The 20,705-nt window shown below is 59.2% G+C and carries 16 protein-coding genes; 7 read left to right on the forward strand and 9 right to left on the reverse strand.

The genetic code is table 11. The annotated features are described in order from the left end of the window. A partial coding sequence (locus BQ8794_RS36465) for a cation:dicarboxylate symporter family transporter (RefSeq protein ID WP_342188138.1) occupies nucleotides 1-383 on the reverse strand: 383 nt, incomplete at its 3' end. A gap of 1,308 nt (nucleotides 384-1,691) precedes the next feature. Here BQ8794_RS36465 and nifA point away from each other — a divergent pair. The 4 genes from nifA (at nucleotide 1,692) to BQ8794_RS14995 (ending at nucleotide 7,387) form a co-directional block, all read left to right on the forward strand. Next, nucleotides 1,692-3,473, forward strand: a complete 1,782-nt coding sequence (gene nifA / locus BQ8794_RS14980; RefSeq protein WP_077379106.1) for a nif-specific transcriptional activator NifA — start codon at nucleotides 1,692-1,694, stop codon at nucleotides 3,471-3,473. A 235-nt stretch (nucleotides 3,474-3,708) separates the two neighbouring features. Then, complete coding sequence (hisC, locus tag BQ8794_RS14985; protein ID WP_077378873.1) at nucleotides 3,709-4,857, forward strand: histidinol-phosphate transaminase; 1,149 nt, start codon at nucleotides 3,709-3,711, stop codon at nucleotides 4,855-4,857. A gap of 86 nt (nucleotides 4,858-4,943) precedes the next feature. Continuing rightward, nucleotides 4,944-5,972: an LLM class flavin-dependent oxidoreductase gene (locus BQ8794_RS14990; RefSeq protein WP_077378876.1), complete on the forward strand. Its 1,029-nt coding sequence runs from the start codon at nucleotides 4,944-4,946 to the stop codon at nucleotides 5,970-5,972. A 299-nt stretch (nucleotides 5,973-6,271) separates the two neighbouring features. Further along, entirely contained in the window at nucleotides 6,272-7,387 is a 1,116-nt protein-coding gene (locus BQ8794_RS14995; RefSeq protein WP_077378879.1) for a Fic family protein, read from the forward strand. Nucleotides 7,388-7,911: 524 nt separating this feature from the next. Here BQ8794_RS14995 and BQ8794_RS15005 read toward each other — a convergent pair. Beyond that, a complete protein-coding gene (locus tag BQ8794_RS15005; RefSeq protein WP_077379107.1) occupies nucleotides 7,912-8,334 on the reverse strand; it encodes a MerR family transcriptional regulator in 423 nt (140 codons plus the stop codon). Nucleotides 8,335-8,404: 70 nt separating this feature from the next. Between BQ8794_RS15005 and BQ8794_RS15010 the strand changes: the two genes are divergently transcribed. From BQ8794_RS15010 to BQ8794_RS15015, 3 genes are all read left to right on the forward strand, one after another. Beyond that, nucleotides 8,405-10,651 (forward strand): heavy metal translocating P-type ATPase, encoded by a 2,247-nt coding sequence (locus tag BQ8794_RS15010; RefSeq protein ID WP_077378885.1) that lies wholly within the window; start codon nucleotides 8,405-8,407, stop codon nucleotides 10,649-10,651. 33 nt (nucleotides 10,652-10,684) lie between these two features. Continuing rightward, the gene (locus BQ8794_RS37030) at nucleotides 10,685-10,819 is read left to right on the forward strand and encodes a hypothetical protein (protein WP_280174588.1); all 135 of its coding nucleotides are present in this window, start codon (nucleotides 10,685-10,687) and stop codon (nucleotides 10,817-10,819) included. A gap of 84 nt (nucleotides 10,820-10,903) precedes the next feature. Next, nucleotides 10,904-12,628 carry a site-specific DNA-methyltransferase gene (locus BQ8794_RS15015; RefSeq protein WP_077378888.1) on the forward strand — a complete coding sequence of 575 codons (1,725 nt, stop codon included), beginning with the start codon at nucleotides 10,904-10,906 and terminating at the stop codon, nucleotides 12,626-12,628. A 575-nt stretch (nucleotides 12,629-13,203) separates the two neighbouring features. On the opposite strand, the gene BQ8794_RS15020 is transcribed toward BQ8794_RS15015, so the two are convergent. The 7 genes from BQ8794_RS15020 to nifB form a co-directional block, all read right to left on the reverse strand. After that, complete coding sequence (locus tag BQ8794_RS15020; RefSeq protein WP_077378891.1) at nucleotides 13,204-15,108, reverse strand: ABC transporter ATP-binding protein; 1,905 nt, start codon at nucleotides 15,106-15,108, stop codon at nucleotides 13,204-13,206. After that, nucleotides 15,108-16,970 (reverse strand): ABC transporter ATP-binding protein, encoded by a 1,863-nt coding sequence (locus BQ8794_RS15025; RefSeq protein ID WP_077378894.1) that lies wholly within the window; start codon nucleotides 16,968-16,970, stop codon nucleotides 15,108-15,110. The genes BQ8794_RS15020 and BQ8794_RS15025 overlap by 1 nt, the downstream gene beginning before the upstream one ends. Before the next feature lie 91 nt (nucleotides 16,971-17,061). Beyond that, nucleotides 17,062-17,946: an SIR2 family NAD-dependent protein deacylase gene (locus BQ8794_RS15030; RefSeq protein ID WP_077379108.1), complete on the reverse strand. Its 885-nt coding sequence runs from the start codon at nucleotides 17,944-17,946 to the stop codon at nucleotides 17,062-17,064. A gap of 38 nt (nucleotides 17,947-17,984) precedes the next feature. After that, entirely contained in the window at nucleotides 17,985-18,197 is a 213-nt protein-coding gene (gene nifT, locus BQ8794_RS15035; protein WP_040594248.1) for a putative nitrogen fixation protein NifT, read from the reverse strand. Next, nucleotides 18,194-18,514, reverse strand: coding sequence for a nitrogen fixation protein NifZ (locus tag BQ8794_RS15040; protein ID WP_077378897.1), 321 nt, complete (start codon nucleotides 18,512-18,514; stop codon nucleotides 18,194-18,196). Before BQ8794_RS15040 ends, nifT begins: the two co-directional genes overlap by 4 nt. A gap of 89 nt (nucleotides 18,515-18,603) precedes the next feature. Then, nucleotides 18,604-18,798: a 4Fe-4S dicluster domain-containing protein gene (locus BQ8794_RS15045; RefSeq protein ID WP_077378901.1), complete on the reverse strand. Its 195-nt coding sequence runs from the start codon at nucleotides 18,796-18,798 to the stop codon at nucleotides 18,604-18,606. Nucleotides 18,799-18,830: 32 nt separating this feature from the next. After that, nucleotides 18,831-20,312 (reverse strand): nitrogenase cofactor biosynthesis protein NifB, encoded by a 1,482-nt coding sequence (nifB, locus tag BQ8794_RS15050; protein ID WP_077378904.1) that lies wholly within the window; start codon nucleotides 20,310-20,312, stop codon nucleotides 18,831-18,833. Nucleotides 20,313-20,705: the final 393 nt, after the last annotated feature.

Here is a 20,705-nt window from a genome sequence, read left to right on the forward strand (position 1 = left end):
GCCTGAACATCGAGCGACGCCGGATCAATGTTGAGGCCAGCACCTGGCTGAACGACATTTGCGACTATGAGACCGACAACCAGTGCGAGGCTCGAGAAGGTGACGAAATAGATCATCGCCTTGCCGGCGACCCGGCCAACCTTTTTGAGGTCGTTCATGCCGGCAATGCCGGTCGTGACGGTTAGAAAGATCACTGGTGCGATGATCATTTTCACGAGCTTGATGAAAGCATCGCCGAGGGGCTTCAGAGCCTCTCCGGTCCCCGGACAGAAATAGCCCACTGCGACACCGAGGGCGATGGCGGTAAGCACCTGCACGTAGAGCTGGGCGTAGAAGGCCTTGCGGGGCGTGGGACCCGCGCTTCGGATTGGTGGAACCAACAGCTTTTCTCTCCCTGACCGGACGGGGTGGGGCTCCTCCCTTCCCGCGCTTCTCCCATCGCGGCGCTCCGGTCAAACGCTGCTGCCATCTCAGCCGCAAGCGTTGTGCCAAGTGGAAACCCGCGCCCAATTATGCGTATTCCGCCGCTCGGTCACGCAGCTTCAGTGAGGCTTGTGCGGGTTTCCGCACTGGTTGCCTCCATTCTTGGCGAAATTCCGCACCTAAGGCTCCGGCAATGGTCCGTGTCTGAAGCAATAGGTCGGTAGAGCACGGATGATACAACAAGGGCGCGTTGCAACCATTGCTTTTGCCCGGCAGAGCGGCCGCCGGTCGGTATCTCTGGGGTCCCGATGTGCCCCTCCTTTCTTTGTCTTGTTTGCGACTGACCGCGCACCGGTGTGGAGGATTCCCTACACAACCGTGCTTCGCCGCGCTCCCGTTGCAGCCGAGTGCGTCTCGAAGGGGCAGTGGAGAAGACCGGTGATTCCGCCAGTCCTGGGGCGCAACGGTGTGATTCAGGAGATGCTTCGTAGCACGAACATAAGCCGCGCTCGAAGACAACTTTGCGCCATGGCATGCGCCGCAGCGTGTTCTATTGTCAACGGCATCAATAGCGAGGGTATGAATGGTTGCTGCGATCCACTCAGCGAGCCGCTACCGCTTCCGCACCACCTGATGGGGCGCTGGAAGCACGCACAGGCGCTCGGTATGCTCAGCGCGCCGCGCACCCGCCGAGACGCCGGGGTAAACATCTCTACCGTTCGCATCGATCTGCGAGCAACTATCTGAATTGATGGGATTCTGTCATGTCGTCCTACTTTCCTTTCACAAATGCAAGGAAAGCTCGATTGACTAGCCCCCGTCGTTCCCGCTCTGTAGAGCAACGTGTGGTTGCGCTCGGGAGGAGCCTGAACCGCGCCCCACTTCAGTAAGGATAGCCAAGCCATGCCTCAAGCATTGCATCCGGCGTTTTTCGTTCTTGCCGATCATCACGGCCTGACCGACGCCCAAAACCGTGACCCACTTTTGATCCAATGGCAGCCAGTATGCCGGCTGCGGAAGTCGGCGTGCTGCCGTGACGCCGGGTCACAGACTATCCGTATCGACGTCTCAAGCGTTTCGATGAGCGGCTCCTACGAGCGAGCAAGCGCGCCAATCATGCGGTGGCCCGCGGGGCGAAGAAACTCTTGCTGGTGCCGGCCATCGGTGGCTCGGGCCTCGATGCCACTTGACGAGGCCTCTACGCCCGGGGGGGCGTCGCAGGTTCAGATGGCGCGGCGTTGCTTTCGCGGCCCGAGATCGAGGATGACATGCTAGACCGGGACAATAATGGCCAACCTGAAGAAAATGCTGGGCAGACGCCGCCATGCTGCTCGTCGCTTCATGACGGGAAAAGGGATGACTCAGAATCCGCTATTCTGCCGTCGCGCGCGAGCGTGCTTGCTGGCATATGGGAAATAGTGAAAGCACTCACCGCCCCCTCCGGGCTCGAAGTCACGCTGGCCAAGGTCGTAGACCTCCTGCGATCGTTTCTGCAGATGCGGCACGGCATCATCTCTCTCTTCGATAGTGATGGCGAACTGGAAATCACCGTAGGCGCCGGCTGGACCGAGAGCTGCGGTGAGCGCTGCCGGACGTATCTGCCGCGGAAGGCAATCGACCATATTGTGGCCACGGACACGCCTCTGGCCACCGAGAACATCGCGGTTCATTCGGCTTTCACCGCCGCCGACATGGAGGTGCTTGGGGTCTCCGAAAACATACCAGTGTCCTTCGTCGGCGTTCCCATCCGCGTCGATGCGAATGTCGTGGGCACGCTGACCATCGACCACGTACTGGACAATGGCTCAAGAGTTTGGCTCGATTACAACCTCTGTCTGCTTCCCCTAATCGCCAACCTGGTAGGACAGACAGTCAAGTCGCATCGCTCTTTCGACGGCGACCCCGAGCAACCGATGGCACAGCAGGATTTGCTGCCAAAGCAGAAGCATCCGGCCCGGCAGCGTAACAAGATTCACGTTGAGGGGATGATTGGCGACAGTTTGGCGTTGCGCGGTCTGCTTGAGAAAGTCGCGGTCGTAGCTAAGGCTAAGATTGCGGTTCTGTTGCGAGGCGAATCCGGTACCGGCAAGGAGCTGGTCGCCAAGGCTATCCACGAGTTGTCGCCGCGCGCCAAGCGGCCCTTCATCAAGCTCAATTGCGCGGCGCTGCCCGAGACAGTCCTGGAATCCGAATTGTTCGGTCATGAGAAGGGTGCATTCACCAGCGCGTTCAACTCACGCAAGGGGCGCTTTGAGCTCGCCGACAAGGGGACGCTGTTCCTGGACGAGATCGGCGAGATTTCGGCCTCTTTCCAGGCAAAGCTCTTGCGCGTGCTGCAGGAGCAGGAGTTTGAGCGCGTCGGCGGCAACCAGACCATTAAAGTCGATGTTCGCATCATTGCCGCCACGAACAAGAACCTGGAAGAGGCGGTTGCCAGAAACGAGTTCCGTGCCGACCTCTATTACCGCATCAGTGTGGTTCCCTTGCTGGTGCCAGCGCTACGCGAAAGGCGCAGTGATATTCCGCTACTCGCCGCTGAGTTTCTCAAGAATTTCAACGGTGAGAACGGCCGGATGCTGACCTTCGATCCCAGTGCGATTGAAGTCCTGATAAACTGTGATTTTCCCGGCAACATTCGCGAGCTCGAAAATTGCGTGTATCGGACAGCAGTTCTGGCGGCGGGACCATCAATCGGGAGAGGCGACTTTGCATGCTGCCAGGGCAAATGCTTCGCCGAGGCGCTGCACAAGAGCAGATTTGGCAAAATCGCGCTGCAATCCCCGCCGATCGTGCCGCTGCCAGCGGTTGCGGCCATACCGCCCGCTGCTGCCGCCGTCGCAGTCCCGCCTGAGATCACAAGTCAGCCGCCGCTTGGCCCTGCCGGGGCAGTCCAGTTAAATGGTGCAAGAATGACCGATGCTGAACGTGTCATCGAGGCCATGGAAAGATGTGGCTGGGTGCAGGCAAAGGCGGCACGCCTGCTTGGACTGACGCCCCGCCAGATTGGCTACATGTTGAGGAAATACGGCATCGAGATCAAGCGTCTTTGAAGCTAACGACCGAAGCGAGTAGCGGGGACCGTGCTTGTGCCCCTGGAAACGGGTGATGGGGACCTCACGTCAGTGCCAACTTTCGATCCAATCGCACAGTCCGGCTGACCCCGCGGAGCTGTCGGCTTCACGACGCACCTGGGTTTGAAGGCAGCGCTATCATCGATGGTCCAAGCCATGTCTCGATATCACCAGCCCGTGCCGGATGCACTGGGACTGAAACGGAGAAAAAATCATGTCGGATGCAAAACTCGGAACTGTGCTTTCCTCTCTCTCGCAAGTGGCGAGACAGTTAGATGTTCTGCTATCCGACAAACCGGCGCCGGATGCGAGTTGCGTCAAGCTAAATACGAACGAGAACCCGTTTCCGCTGCCGACAGTCATAATGCAGAGTGCAATGGCGGCTCTCGAACGGCAGTATCTATATCCAGAAGACGACAACGTCAGCTTGAGGCAAGCAGCTTCTGAAGCCTACGGCGTCTCCAAGGATCAGGTGATCGCCGGAAACGGATCGTCTGAACTGCTTGGGCTTATTTACAGAGCTTTCCTGGTTCCAGGAGACAGCGTGGCGATGATGTCGCCCGGGTTTTCGTTCAACCGCAAACTTGCCAGTTTGCAGGGTGCTCAATTTGTCGAAGTCGAATGGGGCCAAGATCATTCCTTGCCCGTAGAACAATTGCTTTTGGCGCCTGCAAAAGATGCCAAATTCATTCTGCTGGCTAATCCGAACAATCCGACCGGAACGTTTGTTCCGGTGGCCGATATCGAACGTTTAGTATCACAATCAGACCGCATGATTGTCTTGGATGAGGCCTACGTCGATTTTGCACCGGATAATGGTCTGCATCTCATCAATTGTTATCCGAATCTCCTGGTCTTGAGAACGTTCTCGAAAAGCTATGCCACCGCCGGCATTCGCGTCGGTTTCGGACTTGGTCACCCTGAAGTCATTGGCAGGCTGCGAAATCTTCAGAACGTCTTCAACATGAATGTGATCGGCCATGCGGTTGGTATCAGCGTCCTTGGGCACCGAGGCGCCTATGCCGAGAACCACAAGCACATCAAGCATGAAAGACAGCGAGTGACGATGGCGCTGTCAAAACTCGGATTTTCCGTAATACCTTCCCACGCAAATTTCCTGCTAGCACGTGTGCCAGCGGGGCAGGAAGGCTCATGGTGGCAAGCAGCCTTGGAAAGGCAAAAGATACTCGTTGCCTTCTTTCCTGATGCAGGTTTGGAAAATTACATCCGCATTAGCATCGGCACAAAAGATGAGATGGATGAATTTCTTGAGGCCGCCAGCGACATAGCTGGAACGGCGAAGGAAACTATCCCGCTTTGCCGGCCGTCAGCGGCCGCTGCTCCTGCCTTAACCAATCGATAGTTCCCCGGCCATTAAGCGCGCCGATAATTTGAATTTGCTTGCACCATTGCGAGCCACGAACCGTTGCAAAGAGTTGGAGAAAATTCGTGAAGAATGCCTTCCCCCGGGGCCTGACCATCGGCATATTCGACCATCTGGACGAGGACGGCTGCGAGATTGCCCGGCAATACGCCGATCGCCTGAGTTTAGCAGAGGCGTGCGATCAGCTTGGCTTCTATGCATATCATCTGGCAGAGCACCACTGCACTCCGCACGGGAGGGGCCCATCGCCGAATCTGTTCTTATCCAGCGTCGTCCAGCGCACCCGGCACCTGCGCGTCGGCCCGATGGTAATGCTCCTTGCCCTTTATCATCCACTGCGTGCGTTCGAGGAGATCTGCATGCTGGACCAGTTGAGTGGTGGCAGAGTCGAACTGGGTATAGGGCGCGGCTCTCTTCCAGTCGAACTGGGTTACTTCGGGATTGCTGCGGAGGCGGCGCCAGGTCACTATGCGGAAGCCAGCGAAATCCTTATCAAGGCGATGAAGGGCGACACGCTGTCCTATCGCGGCCGCCATTTTGAGCTGAATGACGTCCCTTTGACGCTGAGATCTCATCAGCGCCCCCATCCACCGACATGGATCGCCACCAATAGACCCGAGTCGGCCAGCTGGGCCGCTGCAAGTGGCGCCAACATCGCATGCCTAGGACCTGCCTCTTCGGTTCGAAGAATTACGGATGCATTCCGAGCCTGCCGGGAGCGCAGTGCCGACGCGGACGAGCGAGGGCCATTTCTTGGAATGCTCCGCATGGTCGTGATCGCGCGATCGGAAACAGATGCATATGCGCTCGCGGCACCCGCTTACGAACGATGGCTCAAGAGCTTCAGGTTCCTCTACGACCTCAATGCGCTCCAGACGCCGCCAAATCTGCCGCTGAGCTTGGATGCAGCAATCGAGAGCGAATTGTGCGTGGTAGGAACGGCATCTTCTGCGCGACAAGCTCTTCTTGATCAGCTCGAAGAGGCCGGTGCTAATTATCTACTTTGCCAACTTGCATTTGGGAATCTGTCCTTAGACGCTTCGCTATACACCGCAAGGACGATCCAATCTGAAATCATGGCTCGAGTTACCTGACGTGAAATGCGCGTTCCGCGTTCGAAGTTGAATTTTTCTCCGGCGCACCATCACCTCCCCGGTCCCGCGCATGATGCCGATATAGTGCGTGGTGTGTGGGTGGAGGGCGCGCACGCTTGTGGGGGCCCTAGTTACTTGGAGCGACCGGCCTGCCGATTAAGAAATCGCCCCGATTTCGTTTCGCAAGAGAGGGCGAACCTGTGCGTACCAGGGCAAAGCCCCGGTTTCTGGGCATAGAGAAGTTTGCTATAGCTCATTATTTAAGGCACTATGAGTTATAGAAAGGTGCGCTATAACTCATGGTATGGAATTGGGAGCAGGCTGACTGGCCGCATTTTACCTACGATAAGGAAGAATTGGAACCGCTGGAAAGCGAATTCCTGCTGCGATCGGGTGAGTTCCTGGGTGTCTTTCGGCACGTCGGTTCTGACGATCGCGACCAGATACGCATCGATCTTATCAGTGAAGAGGCCTTGAAGACATCCGCGATTGAAGGGGAATACCTCAACCGCGAGAGCCTGCAATCATCCCTGCGCCAGCAACTTGGGCTGGGCAGCGAGAACAGGCGCATTCCGCCTGCCGAGCGCGGCATCGCGGAGATGATGGCCGACGTGTATTTACATTTTGGCCATGTCCTCTCGCATCGCACTCTCTACGCTTGGCACAAGATGGTGATGTCGGGGGAACGGCGTATTGAGACCATTGGCAATTACCGCCAGCATGCCGGCGTCATGCAGATCGTTTCCAATCGGCTGGATAAGCCCAAAGTGCATTTCGAGGCACCTCCCTCAGCGCGGGTAAAAGCCGAAATGGATGCTTTCACCGCTTGGTTCAACGATACCGCGCCTAAAGGTAAGACGCCGCTCCCGGCGTTGACGCGAGCCGGTATCGCGCACCTTTATTTCGAGAGCATCCACCCATTTGAGGATGGCAACGGCCGCATAGGACGTACCCTCTGCGAAAAGGCGCTTGCTCAAAGCCTGGGGGAGCCAAGTCTCATCGCTTTGGCATACACGATCGAACGCCACCGCAAGGCCTACTACGACAACCTGCAGGCCAGCAATAAGAGCAACGCGGTAACAAATTGGCTGCTCTACTTTGCCAACACGATCCTTGAAGCGCAACGCGTAACGCTGGTCCGCGTCGAATTCTCCGTAGCTAAAGCCAAGTTTTACGAACGCTACCGAAACCAGTTCAACGAGCGGCAGGAAAAGGTCATCGCCCGAATGTTCCGCGAAGGCATCGACGGGTTCATAGGAGGGCTCAGCGCCGAGAATTATATCGCCATCACTCAAGCATCGCGCGCGACGGCGACAAGAGATCTGCAAGACCTCGTTTCCAAGGGCGCGATGATAAGAACTGGCGAACGGCGACACACGCGTTACGCCCTGAACATTCTGGATGACCGCAGGTAAACCGCAGCACAGATTTATTGCCACCTTACTCGCGCAGCGACACGTGCAAAGTTTTGAGCAAAAAGGTCTATGAATTCAGGATCGCGCTGGGCAAAGCCTGAGCGCACCAAGTCCCACTTAAACGGGTCCGTCTGCATTTCGCTGAGAATTTCAGGGCAACGGTTGCGGTCCCAGCGCTTTTTTATCTTCAAGTTTCGGCAATCTTCATGGCACTTCTGGCGACCGAAGCGATAACGGCCAACGCATCGGCGGTGCCGCTTCGCCAATCTCAAAATCACCTTCGGTCTGGCCCATCTGGTTTATTACATGGGCAAAGAAAATCACGTCCTTGTGACGCGCCGATGCAAAGGAATAGAGGGCCGCTGCTACCGATTCCGGACAATCGCCGCGGTGCAAGCCGCACTTCAGCTCGTGGCTTAGCCGCGGTCAAAATCATCACCTCGCCGTGCAGTCGCGCCTCATGACCTGGATGGTGGCGGAAAGGCCGGCTCACGAATGGTTAGATCGTTCGAGATCGGGTCCAGTCAGTGCCGGGCGTGTTCGCATTGGCTGTGATCGGCCAGCACCTCAATCACCCGGCATTCGCCGACCTTCCCGTGCCGGCAGCCTTCGACCATGAGTTCCAGTTCGGCCTTCAATGCCGTGAGGCTGCGTATCCGCTGAACGACGTCGGCCAGCCGCGCCTGGGCTATGGTGTCGGCCGTGGCGCAGGGCTGGCTGGGATTATCCTGCAACGTCAGCAGGGTGCGGATGGCTTCGATGTCGAACCCCAACTCGCGTGAATGGCGAATAAACGCCAGCCGGCGCAAATCGCTCGTCTCATAGTGCCGTCGATTGCCCTCGCTGCGCTTCGGCGCGGGCAGCAGGCCGATATGTTCATAGTAGCGGATGGTCGGCACTTTCACGCCGCTCTGTCGTGCCGCCTCGCCAATCGGGACACTGCGCATCATTTTTCGCTTGCTCCTCTAGTCGCTAGAGAATGTAGCGTGCCGCTGGAATGGTTCAAGGAGTGAGACGATGGCTGCAACCGCCGCACAAACCCGTTATCGCGTTGAAGGCATGGATTGTGCCGGCTGCGCGACGAAAATCGATAGCGCGGTGCGGCGCATGCATGGCGTCCAGGATGTGAACGTCTCGGTCACTGCCGGCACCATGACCGTCCGGCACGCTGCCGAAAGCGACCTCGCCGCGATCGAAAAGAAGGTGACGGGCCTCGGCTATTCTGTGGCTCAGCTCACGAGCGAAGCCGGACAGAATGCCAAACCGGCCGGGCACGGCACCAAAGGCGGCCATGACCACGCTGGCCACGACCATGCTGGCCGCGACCTTGCCGGCACAGCCCAAGATGGCCACGACGACGTGGAGAGCTTGCATGGCCACGACCACACGCCGGCCACGGGGCCGTGGTGGAACAGCGCCAAAGGCCGGCTGAGCATCGCCAGCGGCGCCGCATTGGCCGCAGCTTTTGCTATTCACTATTTCTGGCCGGCCACCGGCGTCTGGCTTTTCATTGCCGCCATGCTGATCGGACTGGTGCCGATTGCACGGCGAGCTGTGATGGCCGCGCTCGCCGGCATTCCCTTCACCATCGAAATGCTGATGACCATCGCGGCGATCGGCGCCGTCATCATCGGTGCCGGCGAGGAAGCCGCCACCGTGGTCTTCCTGTTCCTCGTCGGCGAGTTGCTGGAAGGCGTGGCCGCCGGCAAGGCGCGCTCCAGCATCCAGGCGCTGACCACGCTGGTGCCCAAGACGGCATTCCTGGAGGAGAATGGCGCCACGCGCGAAGTTCCGGCCGAAGCCCTTGGGGTTGGCGCCGTCATTCTGGTGCGGCCGGGCGATCGCATTCCAGCCGACGGCAAGATCATCGAGGGCGAAAGCGCCATCGATGAATCGCCGGTGTCGGGGGAAAGCGTGCCGGTGCGCAAGGGCGTCGACGCGGACGTATTCGCCGGCACCATCAATGGCGACGGCGTGTTGCGCATCACCGTCACGGCTGCGGCGTCCGACAACACCATCGCCCGCATCGTCAAGCTGGTCGAGGAGGCCCAGGAAAGCAAGGCGCCGACGGAACGCTTCATCGACCGTTTCTCACGCTGGTATACGCCCGCCGTCGTCGCCGTGGGGGCTCTGGTGGCCGTCGTCCCGCCGCTGGCCTTCGGCGGCGACTGGAACGAATGGATCTACAAAGGCCTGGCGCTGCTGCTCATCGGCTGCCCCTGCGCGCTCGTCATATCGGTGCCGGCGGCAATCGCCGCCTCGCTCTCGGCCGGCGCCAGGCGTGGTCTTTTAATGAAAGGCGGCGCGGTGCTGGAAGGCTTGGGCAAGATCACCGCCGTGGCTTTGGACAAGACCGGGACGCTGACTGAAGGCAAGCCCGTGGTGACGGATGTCGTGGCCATCGGGATCAGCGAAAAAGAGGTGCTGTCGCTGGCCGCTGCACTCGAAACCGGATCGGGTCATCCGTTGGCCCGGGCTATCCTGCGAAAGGCCAAGGCCGATCGCGTGCCGGTGCCGCCAGCGGCGGAGGCCAAGGCGCTCGGCGGCAAAGGCGTCGTCGGTCGCATTGGCGGTAAGAACGTCTTCCTGGGCTCGCCGATCGCTGGAGGCGAGAAGGTCGCGCTGCCGGCCGAGCAGGCGGCCCGCATCGCCAAACTCAATGACCAGGGCAAGTCGGTGTCGGTGCTGCTGATCAACGATGTGCTGGCCGGTTTTATCGCCATGCGCGACGAGCCTCGGCCGGACGCGCAGGCCGGCCTCAAGGCGCTCACCGATGTAGGCATCAGGACTGTCATGCTGACTGGCGACAACCAGCGCACGGCGGCAGCAATCGGCAAGCACCTCGATATCGAGGTGCGCTCGGAACTGCTGCCCGAAGACAAGCAGAGCATTGTCGGCGAGTTGAAAGGGCAGGGGCTGACGGTCGCTAAGGTCGGCGACGGCATCAACGATGCGCCGGCGCTCGCCGCGGCCGACATCGGCATTGCCATGGGCGGCGGCACCGATGTCGCCCTGGAGACGGCAGATGCGGCGGTGCTGCATGGCCGCGTCGGCGATGTCGCGGCGATGATAAAACTGTCTCAGGCGACCATGGCCAACATCAAGCAGAACATCACCATGGCGTTGGGGCTGAAGGCGGTGTTCCTGGTGACGACCGTAGTCGGCATCACCGGCCTGTGGCCCGCCATTCTCGCCGACACAGGCGCGACGGTGCTGGTGACAGCCAACGCCATGCGGCTGTTGCGCTGGAAAGGTGGGGTGTAGATTGCCGCCTTCGATGTTTTTTGGGACGGCTCGATGAGCAACAATCATTCGCATCGAAGCGGCGCTTATTATTCGCCCGCGCCGTTTATCGGGGCATTTCTGGCGATTGCCCTTTTGGGTGAGCCGCTGACTGTCCGGCTGCTGCTAGCGTCCGTGGGCAGCGGCTGAACACCTGATCCACCGGCTGGGTCATGGTTAACTGCTTGTCAGTGAAGTTCCTGCAAAGTATCTCTCGCAACGGTGGGGACCGAGATGAAAAACCAGCTTTGGTTCGGAGATAATTTGACGATTCTGCGAGAAGAAATTGCAGACGAAAGCGTCGATCTTGTCTACCTAGATCCGCCGTTTAACAGCCAGGCAAATTACAATGTGCTCTTCCGAACTCCAGACGTAGATGCCGCAAGCGCTCAGGTAGAGGCTTTCCGAGATACATGGACTTGGGGACCAGAGGCCAAGTGGGCTTTCGATGAGATTATGCACACAGGCGGCAGTGTCACTTCCATTGTTCATGCCCTGCATGCTGCGCTTGGTGACAGCGATATGATGGCCTACTTGGTTATGATGGCTCAGCGGCTGCATGAATTGCGACGTGTTCTAAAGCCAACGGGAAGCCTGTATCTGCACTGCGATCCAACAGCGAGCCATTATCTTAAGATCATCCTTGATGCGATTTTTGGTCCCACGAATTTTCTAAACGAGGTGATTTGGAAGAGGACCAGCGCCCATAGCAGTGCACGGCGTTATGGACCGATCCATGACGTTTTGCTTTTCTATTCGCGGGGAGAACGACATTGCTGGAACGCTCAATATCAACCTTATGACGTAGAATATTTAGACACTTTCTTCGATCAAGAGGATGCCGACGGCAGGCGGTGGAAGCGCACTGATCTCACCGGTGCAGGCAAAAGAAACGGGGAGACTGGCAAGCCTTGGCGCGGGATAGATATCACCGCCAAGGGACGGCACTGGTCGACCTCGCCCGACCAACTCGACGCCCTTGATCTCGCTGGGAAGGTTCACTGGCCGAAAAAAGAAGGCGGTATGCCCCGGCTCCGGCAGTATCCCGAGGATCTGCCAGGGGTCGCCCTCCAGGACATTTGGACCGACATCAAGCCGCTTCACAATCGAGCAGCGGAAAGATTGCACTATCCCACCCAGAAGCCTGTCGCGCTGTTAGATAGGATACTCCGTTCTTCGGCCAATGAGGGTGGGGTAGTACTGGATCCATTCTGCGGCTGCGGAACCACCATCGCTGCTGCTCAGTTGGCCGGTCGTAGGTGGATCGGTATTGATGTGGCGTACCATGCCATCCGAGTGATTGAAGACCGCCTGGCCGATATGCCTGGAACGGTCAGCTACGATCTGGGCGGCATCCCCCGCGACTTCGCCAGTGCTGCCCGTCTCGCCGAGCGCGACAAATACCAATTTCAATGGTGGGCCAATTATCTGGTCGGCGTCCAAGCGCTAAAGGAGATTCGGAAGGGCCCGGATCGTGGCATCGACGGTCAAATGTATTTTATGAACGGGCCGCGCGGGTGGGGACGTGTGCTAACGTCCGTCAAAGGCGGTCAGCACATCGGAACCAAAGATGTGCGCGAGTTCAAAGCTGTCATCGATCGTGAACGCGCGGAGATGGGCTTGTTCATCTGCCTTCGAGAACCCACGCGCGACATGCGGTCGGAAGCCGCGTCCTTCGGCTTTGTCGATACCGCCCACGGTCACTTGCCCAGATTGCAGATCGTTTCAATCGAGCGCTGGTTCAATGGCGAGCGCCCAATCATCCCGTCGCTTGGGCACGTCTCACGGGAGTTCTTCCGCCAAACTTCCAAATCGGAAAAGAGTAAAAAGCAGAGGCGTCCCGACCCGGCCGCGCCCGAGTTCCCCTTTAGCTTCATTGGCGATGGAAAGGATGCGGTTGTACACTTCAACCCGACCGCTGTCCCAAAGGAACAAGAGCTTTCTGGCGGTCTACTGTAGCTGCGACCCCGGCTTTCCAGATCAGGACTATTCCATATCTTGGACTTCCTTGGGTGCCTTTGCGTTCACGGATGGTTGCTTTCGCCGTTTTGAGGTCGGTTTAGCTGTCGCCCTGGAGCACCATGCGGTGTGCGGTGTGCGTTATGCACGAAACGTTCGAGAATGGCGTCGGCGACGGTGGGTGTGCGATGAGGTAATGCCATCTGGCCATCTGGCCATCGGGACACGGGCGGAGCGGCGATATCGTTCCTCGACGAATTCGCACAGATGCGAGCGCTGTTGCCCGGTAGGGGAGTGGGCCATCGAGGACGAGCAGTTGCGTGCGGGTGAGTTTGTCGACGAGGCGGGGGAAGCGTCCGACGAGATGGGCGAGCGCAATCCTCGAACAGTGCCACGCGCACATAGAGCACGAAACGTTCGAGTCCTACTGCTTCCCGGCCGAAGGCGCCGGCCAGCCACGACTTGCCGTCTGGCCGGTAGTGATCAGGTTCCCATGGCCGTCCGGGATTTAACGCAACCGCTGTCCGCGCTTTCGCCGGTGCCCCTGGACGGTCAGATACCGCTCGCAAGCAGCATCAGGTACGAGAGGCGGCTTGTCCGGTCGGATCGGCTTCCTCTACGGGAATGTCGTCGAATGACGAGTAGTTCAGATTGTAGAGTTTGGAATAGAGCCCGCCCATAGCCATCAGTTTGTCATGGTTGCCGGTCTCAATAACCTGGCCGTTCTGAAGCACGATGATACGATCGGCACCCCGGATTGTGGCGAGGCGGTGAGCGATGACAAGCCCAGTCCGGCCTTCAAGGAGCTTTCTGAGAGCCTTCTGGATCAGCATTTCCGTGTAGCTGTCGATGCTGGCGGTGGCCTCGTCAAGAACAAGGATCTTGGCGTCGGCGACGAGAGCGCGGGCGAAACTGACAAGCTGGCGCTGGCCGAGAGAAAGATTGCCGCCGCGTTCGCCGAGTTGAGTTTCATACCTGTCGGGAAGGCTCATGATGAAATCGTGGGCTCCGACCACCTTGGCGGCCCCGATCACTTTGTCCCGCGTGGCTTCCGTCTTGTGGTAGCGGATGTTCTCGAAGATCGTCCCGGTGAACAGAAACGGCTCCTGCAGCACCATGGCGATCTGGTTGCCGAGCGATTCCTGTGTGAGATCGCGCACATCATGTCCGCCGACCATCACTTGGCCTTGCTGAGCATCATAGAAGCGGTGGACGAGGGCCATCGCGCTCGATTTGCCAGAGCCGGTCGGCCCGACTAGGGCGACCGTCTCGCCGGGATTGACCCGGAAGGAGACGTTTTTCAGCACCGGATGGTTGGGCTCGTAGCCGAACGTGACGTTCCTGAACTCGACCGAGCCGTCCATTTCGGGCGCAAGGATCCTGGCATCCGGTTTGTCCTGGATCTCGATCCTGACGTCGAGCACATCGGTCAGGCGCTTGCCGGAGGCCATTGCGCGCTGCATGACGGAATATTGCGCAGTAAGTGAGCGAATTGGGTCAAAGAAGCGTTGGATATAAAATATGTAGGCAACCAATACCCCCACATCGATGCCGCCATTCACGATCGTGGAGCCTCCGACCACAATGACGACGGCCATGGCGAGACCGGTGAGGCCATCGACGATCGGCACCATGACCTGTGCATACCTGGCAGCGACCAGGTGTGTCCTGAGGTCGGCATGTGCTTTGTCGTCATACAGTAGGAAGTTTACCTGCTGGCGGTCCATCGACTGGACGGTTCGCACGCCGTGAATGGCTTCGGCCAACGCGCCGTTGACGACTGAGTTGGTCTCCTGTGCAGCCATGAAGGCCTCGCGGGCACGCGGCAGCCAAACGATGCGGATCATCAACAGGGCCGGCAAGACCGAGAGCGTCAGGAAGCCGAGGCTGAAGTTGACCCACAGCATTACGAACATGATGCCGAAGAGAAGCGCGATATCGCCTACGGAGTAGATAGAGGTTTCGAGGAATTCGTGGATAGAGTTGACGTCGCCTTGAAGGCGGGACATCAGTCGTCCGACCTCGGTCTTGTCCATGAAGGAGAGCGATACCTTCTGCAGATGGATAAACATTGCGCACCGGATGTCGAAGAGGACGTTCTCGGCCATTTTCCCCACCACGGTTTCCTGCGCGTAGGCGGCGGCGAAATTAACCAGAATGGCGAGCGCAAACGCGCCGGCTGCCGCGAGAACGGCCGAGCGATCAACGCCTGCCGGAGTTATGGCGTGGTCGATCGCGTAGCGGATGATCAGCGGGATGAGAAGCTGCGTGCCAGTGAAAACCAGCAATGCGGCAACCGAGGCGACTGCCATGGCTCGGTAGGGGCGAACGAAGGCCCAGATGCGGCGAATGATCTTCTTGTCGAAAGCCCGGCCGAACATCTCCTCCTCGACGCGGTGGGAGCCGACAACCGCGCGCGGGGGGCGCCTACCGCTGTCATGGGGTTCGGTTTCGATTTCGCTGGCGTGCACCTTGGCCATCAGGGCGCGCCTCTGTACGTGGTCGCAATGTCATCTTCCGGGCGCAACTGAAGATCATGAAGGGCCTTATAGCGCCCGCACTGGGCCAAAAGCTCCTGATGGGTGCCGCGTTCCACGATCTCGCCATTGTCGACAAACAGGATCCGGTCGGCGTGCTTGAGCGAACTGAGCCGGTGGGCGATGATGATCGTGACCCTATCCTTGGCGAAACGCCGTATCGCCGCGCGGATGCGCTGCTCAGTGGCGGCGTCGATCGCGGCCGTTGCGTCGTCGAAAATGACGATTGATGGGCGCAACATCATCGTGCGAGCTATGGTGAGACGCTGGCGCTGGCCGCCAGAGAGAGAGGCGCCACGTTCGCCGACGACCGTCTTGTAGCCCGCGGGGAGGCCAAGAATATAATTGTGCAACTGGGCGGATTCGCTAGCGCGCTCGATCCGCTGTGCCTTCGCCCAGGGGTCGCCATAGGCGATGTTGTTCTCGATCGTGGTAGTGAACAGGAATGCATCTTGCTGTACGACGGCGACCGCCTGGCGAAGCGTGGCGAGGGTAACCCCGCGGATGTCCTGCCCGTCAAGCATGATGGTGCCCCCAGTGACATCGTAAAAGCGGGGGATCAGGTGAGCCATTGTCGATTTTCCCGAACCCGGCGGACCCACGATCGCGATCGTCTCGCCCCTACGGGCGCTAAAGGTGATATTCTTCAGAATGGCGCGGTTTCCGGTGCCGGGATATGCAAACGAGACATTGTCGAAGCGCAGAGTGCCTTCCCCGATCTCAAGCGGTCTGGCGGTGGAAGCATCCCTGATCGTGATGTCCTGGTCGAGCAGACCGAAGAGGCGCGAACCGCAAGTGTAGGCGCGGGCGAAGCCGTTGACCATCAGACCGATCTGGCGGACGGGCATTTGCAGGATCGTCATGAAGGCCAGGAACATCGTGAGCGTCCCAACGCTGATCTGGCCGGCGATGACCTTGTTGCAACCGATCCAGAGGACCAACCCCATGGCGAAAAAGAAGGCCAGGGTCATTGCCGACGTATTGGGCACGTAAACGTCAACCTGCTCGTGGGCGAGTTTGAGCGCGTTTTTCGAGGCGCGGTCGAACTTTACCATTTCATAGGCTTGTGCCGAAAACGCCCGGACAACGCGGATGCCCGCGAGATTTTCCTCCATCACGCGGCCTAGGACGGAAAGCCGCTCCTGCAGGTCGAGCCAGATGACGCGTAGCTTAAGCTGCGTGACCGACGATCGCCAGGCTACGAAAGGCACGAAGCTTAGCGCGATGAGACCGAGCACCGGGTCGGTTGAGATCATCATGTAGGCGCCGATCCCGATCAGCATAGTGAGCAGAAGCAAGCGAACCAGGACGGTGGAAAAATACATCCGCACGCCGTCGAGATCGAGGATGCCGAGAGTGATCAGGTCGCCTGAATGCACCCGGTCGTGAAAGGAAAAGCTCAGGCGCTGGACCTTGTCGTAACAAGCAAGCCGCAGTTCGTACGCGACGTGGTGCCCGACGGCTTCGGCAAAGTAGTTTTGCGCCATCGTAAAGAGGCCGCGTAGCGTACTCGCGCCGAGCAGCAGGAGAGCAGGAGTCCAAAGGGCTTGTTCTGCAGCCGTCACCGTGACACCGCCCCCGATGGCTACCTGGGTCTGGTCGACAGCCCGGCCGAGAAGCTGGGGAATGAGCAACTGCAGGATTACGGCTACCATCGTCGAACCGATAGCTAACGCGACCTGCCACGGGTGCCTCAAATTCATGCGCGTAATGCGCAGTAGCGTGCTCAAGCCCCGGCCCCACCCGGCCGCTTTTACATGCGCGGACGATTTGAGAGAGGTCGTGCCAACAGCATCACTGCCCACCGAGTGCCCCGACAGAATTTTGCGCCTTCGGAAGCGAGCCGGTCGACTCACATCAAAGACGTCCCTCCAAGTTGATCTGGCCACCATCGGCTCAAGATGCTGATCCGGCGAGTTGCGCCACGGCTTCGCTCGCTGGCATGTCGATCACCGTGATTCCGCTCGCCGCAAGGAAACGGGCTTCGTTTCTGGTCAGCGTTTGCCCGTCCATTATCGCGTAACGGGGGCCTTCTGAGCGCTTCATGATCTGCCTGGCGTAAGTGCGCAGCATCTGATCATTGAAGCGGCAGCCGACGAAGAAAAAGCCCCGGTCGACGCGTCGTTCCTTGACCACGTCAGGGATAGGCGTCTGGATATCGATTTCAGTCAGGGCTTCGACATAGTCGGAATCGGCGATGAGGAAATTTGCGGCCGGCCTAATACTGCCATGTGGCGCATAGAGAACCGTCTTTGTCGCTGCTCCAGCCTCGAGTTCCCTTCCCGACAAGTCGTAAGTTCTGGTCCAAATGTCGCCAACTTCGTTCGCCCGTGTAACGCCCTGTATCTCGACGACGTCGGTTCGGCCAGCCTCTGCCAGCGCCGCGCGCATGGCGCCTTCGTACCAGCTGTCGATGATGAGGGAGAGCGGGAGTTTTGCCAGCCAGGCGTGGAGGATGCTCGGCGCCGCCGGCCCCGCAAATATATCAGTCATCCAAGCTTGAAGTGTGCGGCGATGCCGGCGCTGTTCGATGAACTGCGCGACCGACCACATATTGGTGCGGATCTTCGAGGGGGCTGGCGCCCGCGTATTGAGTGCCTCGGCAACGGCTTCGGGGGTACACGGTACAGGCGGCTCAGCAGAGCTGAGCCGGAGGAGACCCGGACCGAGATACGGGATCACCTGATCGGAGACTAACGCTCGTCTGGCCAGCTCAAGCAGCTTTCGGGCAAAACTGTCCCGGACGACGACTAGGTGGCCCGAGGTCGGGATCGTGTTCATGCTCGTTTCCTCTTGACGCCTCTCATTGACGGGCGGCATCAGTCCCCGTCGGAAAGCTTCCTTGCCTCGACGGTGATCGGCAGCCGCGTATGCGGCGGAAGATCGGGAAGGAGGAGCCGCCAGCCGTTCCTGAGCGTTACGACCCCGCCCCACAGGTCCTGGTTCTCGAACTTGATAATCGGCTCCTCGAGATCCTTTTTGGGGACATACGCCGACAACCCGGCCTCGGTCCTGCGGATCATTACTTTCATCCGGCCGTTCCTTTATTGGCGTTTTCTTCGGCACTGCAGGGAGCGTCGGCTTTGTCGAGGCTCGTCAATTCACGCGCTCGCATGCCGACGACCGTCCCACGGTCGATCCATTCGACCGCGTAGATGAAGAACTGCTGGAGAAACGTGCCAATGTCTCGCACGTAACCCTCTTCGCCCTTGCGCACGAGATTTTCGCCGATCTCCCTGCCAGGATAGGTGCCGTCATTCCTTACGTGACGAGTGGCACGGACCCGCTCTCCCGGTCTAAATTGGGGAGGCCTGCGGATTTCGACCTCCTGTTCGCGTGCGAGCCACATGGCCGGTTCCTTGTTCTTTGAGGCTACAGTTCGAAGAGGCGCTCAGGCATTCCCCAGAGACAGCCTGTGTCGGTACCGCGCAATTGGAGTCAGGCAGGAACGCAGGTCTTCGGCATCGGACACACCGAGGCACATTGCTGCGTATCGAAGACCCCCTCGCATTCGGTGCACTTCTGCGGCTCGACCACGTAGCTCTCGCCTTTGAACTTGATCGCACCGGAGGGGCATTCGAATTCGCAGGCGCCGCATTGCGTGCATTGGGATGCGATAATCTTGAAAGCCATTTTGCCTCCTGGTTCGGGTGGAATGAGACGGCTCAGGCGATCGCCGCGAGTGCCGGGACGCCGGACTCGGCGGCGTAAATCGCGGCGATTGCCGTTTCGATATAATCATGGCCGTAAGCGTCGATTGCTCGGATACCGGCGTCCGCGAGCTGATCCTTGGGGCAATTTCCAATCTTGACGCAAAGCACGACGTCTATGCCTTCCAGCGCAGCGATGACGCCGTCGAGAGTGGCGTTCTCGCCCCAACCCCCAAGGCAATACTGCTCAACCTTGCGGTGCCCGATAAAGTTGATCCCTATCGGCGACGCTTCATACACCTGGAATTCCTTGGCATGGCCGAAGTGTTCGTTGACGCGGCCGCCGCCCTTAGTCGCCACCGCAACGAGGAGGGACTTGCCGGAGCTCGTTGTCTTGACCATTCCGATCGCTTCGCTCCTGGCTGCCAGGCGATCACGGCGCTCGTCCGCGACCAGCTCCCGATAGGCTTCGCGCTTGCCGGCATCGTAGGTGAGCTCGCCGGGAATCTGGTCGAGTGTGAATTCCTGGCCACGATCCTCACCCAGCAGGCCGACGGCATCTGCCCGGCACTGCCGGCAGTGGCGCATCAACTTGGCGCCGCCTTCAAGACGATCCTGAAGAGCCTTCATCTCCATTGCATTTGGACCGCGCTGCCCGGTCAGTCCGTAGTGCGTGCCGTGCGCCGGGTCGGAAATCAGAGGCATGACGTTGTGCAGGAACGCGCCGCGCTGCTTGACCCACTTATTCACCTCAATCAGGTGCTGGTCGTTCACTCCAGGGATCATCACCGAATTGATTTTGGTGAGGATGCCGCGCGCGCTCAGCATCTCTAACCCCAGCATCTGCCGCTCGTGCAGAATCCTGGCGGCTTGGATGCCGACGTAGCGGCGATGGTCGTAAAAGATCCAGGGATAGATCTTTGCGCCGACTTCCGGATCGACCATGTTGATCGTGATCGTCACGTGATCGACATTCATGTCGACAAGCTCGTTGACGTGGTCCGGCAGCGCGAGCCCGTTCGTAGAGACGCAGAGCTTGACGTCGGGGATTTCCCTGACGACGCGTTCGAACGTTGCCTTCGTCTTCTCCCAGTCGTAGCAGGCGTCGCCCGGTCCGGCGATGCCAAGCACGGAAAGCTGCGGCACTTCGTTGGCGACCGCGATAACCTTGCGTACCGCCTGATCGGGCGTCAGCTTTTCCGAGACAACCCCGGGCCGGCTTTCGTTGGCGCAGTCATATTTGCGATTGCAGTAGTTGCACTGGACATTGCAGGCCGCCGCGACGGCGACGTGCATGCGCGCGAAATAGTGATGCGCCTCTTCTGAAAAGCACGGGTGATCCTTGATCTTGTCCCAGATAGCCGGATCCACATCGTCCGGCCTTGTCGACGACCCGCAGGAGGAAGATGCGCAGCCACCCGACTTCGCGCTTACCAGCAACTGGTCGGAGAACCTCGCGCCGGTCAGACTCTCAACTGAAATCACCGGTGCGGCCATTGAACGGCTCCGTTACGGGTTAACGTCGCGGTTCGAAGCGCAAGAGCAATGCCAACTGAAAAGGTGGCGCTAGTTCACGAATTGGCTTTGCGCGTCGGATATCATAGAGTTGCTCCGACATAGCTTTGTCGGACTTCTAACAGGGCTATGTTAGAAGGTGAGGAAGACGACCCGGCCGGACATCAGTTCAAGATAGAAATCCCGCGTCGACCGCTCGGCCGTGATCGCCCTCGGCACAACTCCCGACCGGTCTTCAGACGAGGATGTTGCTCTCGGCGACGGCGAGCTCGTCCGCGGTGAAGTTGCCACTGCTCACTTGGGTCTGCATGGTTCCGATTCAGGAGAGTGGGGTCATTTCGGCGATCGGCAAGACGCCGGCAAGGGCGGGTGATG

Origin of the sequence: Mesorhizobium prunaredense, assembly GCF_900156895.1 — a bacterium.
Lineage (GTDB): Bacteria > Pseudomonadota > Alphaproteobacteria > Rhizobiales > Rhizobiaceae > Mesorhizobium > Mesorhizobium prunaredense.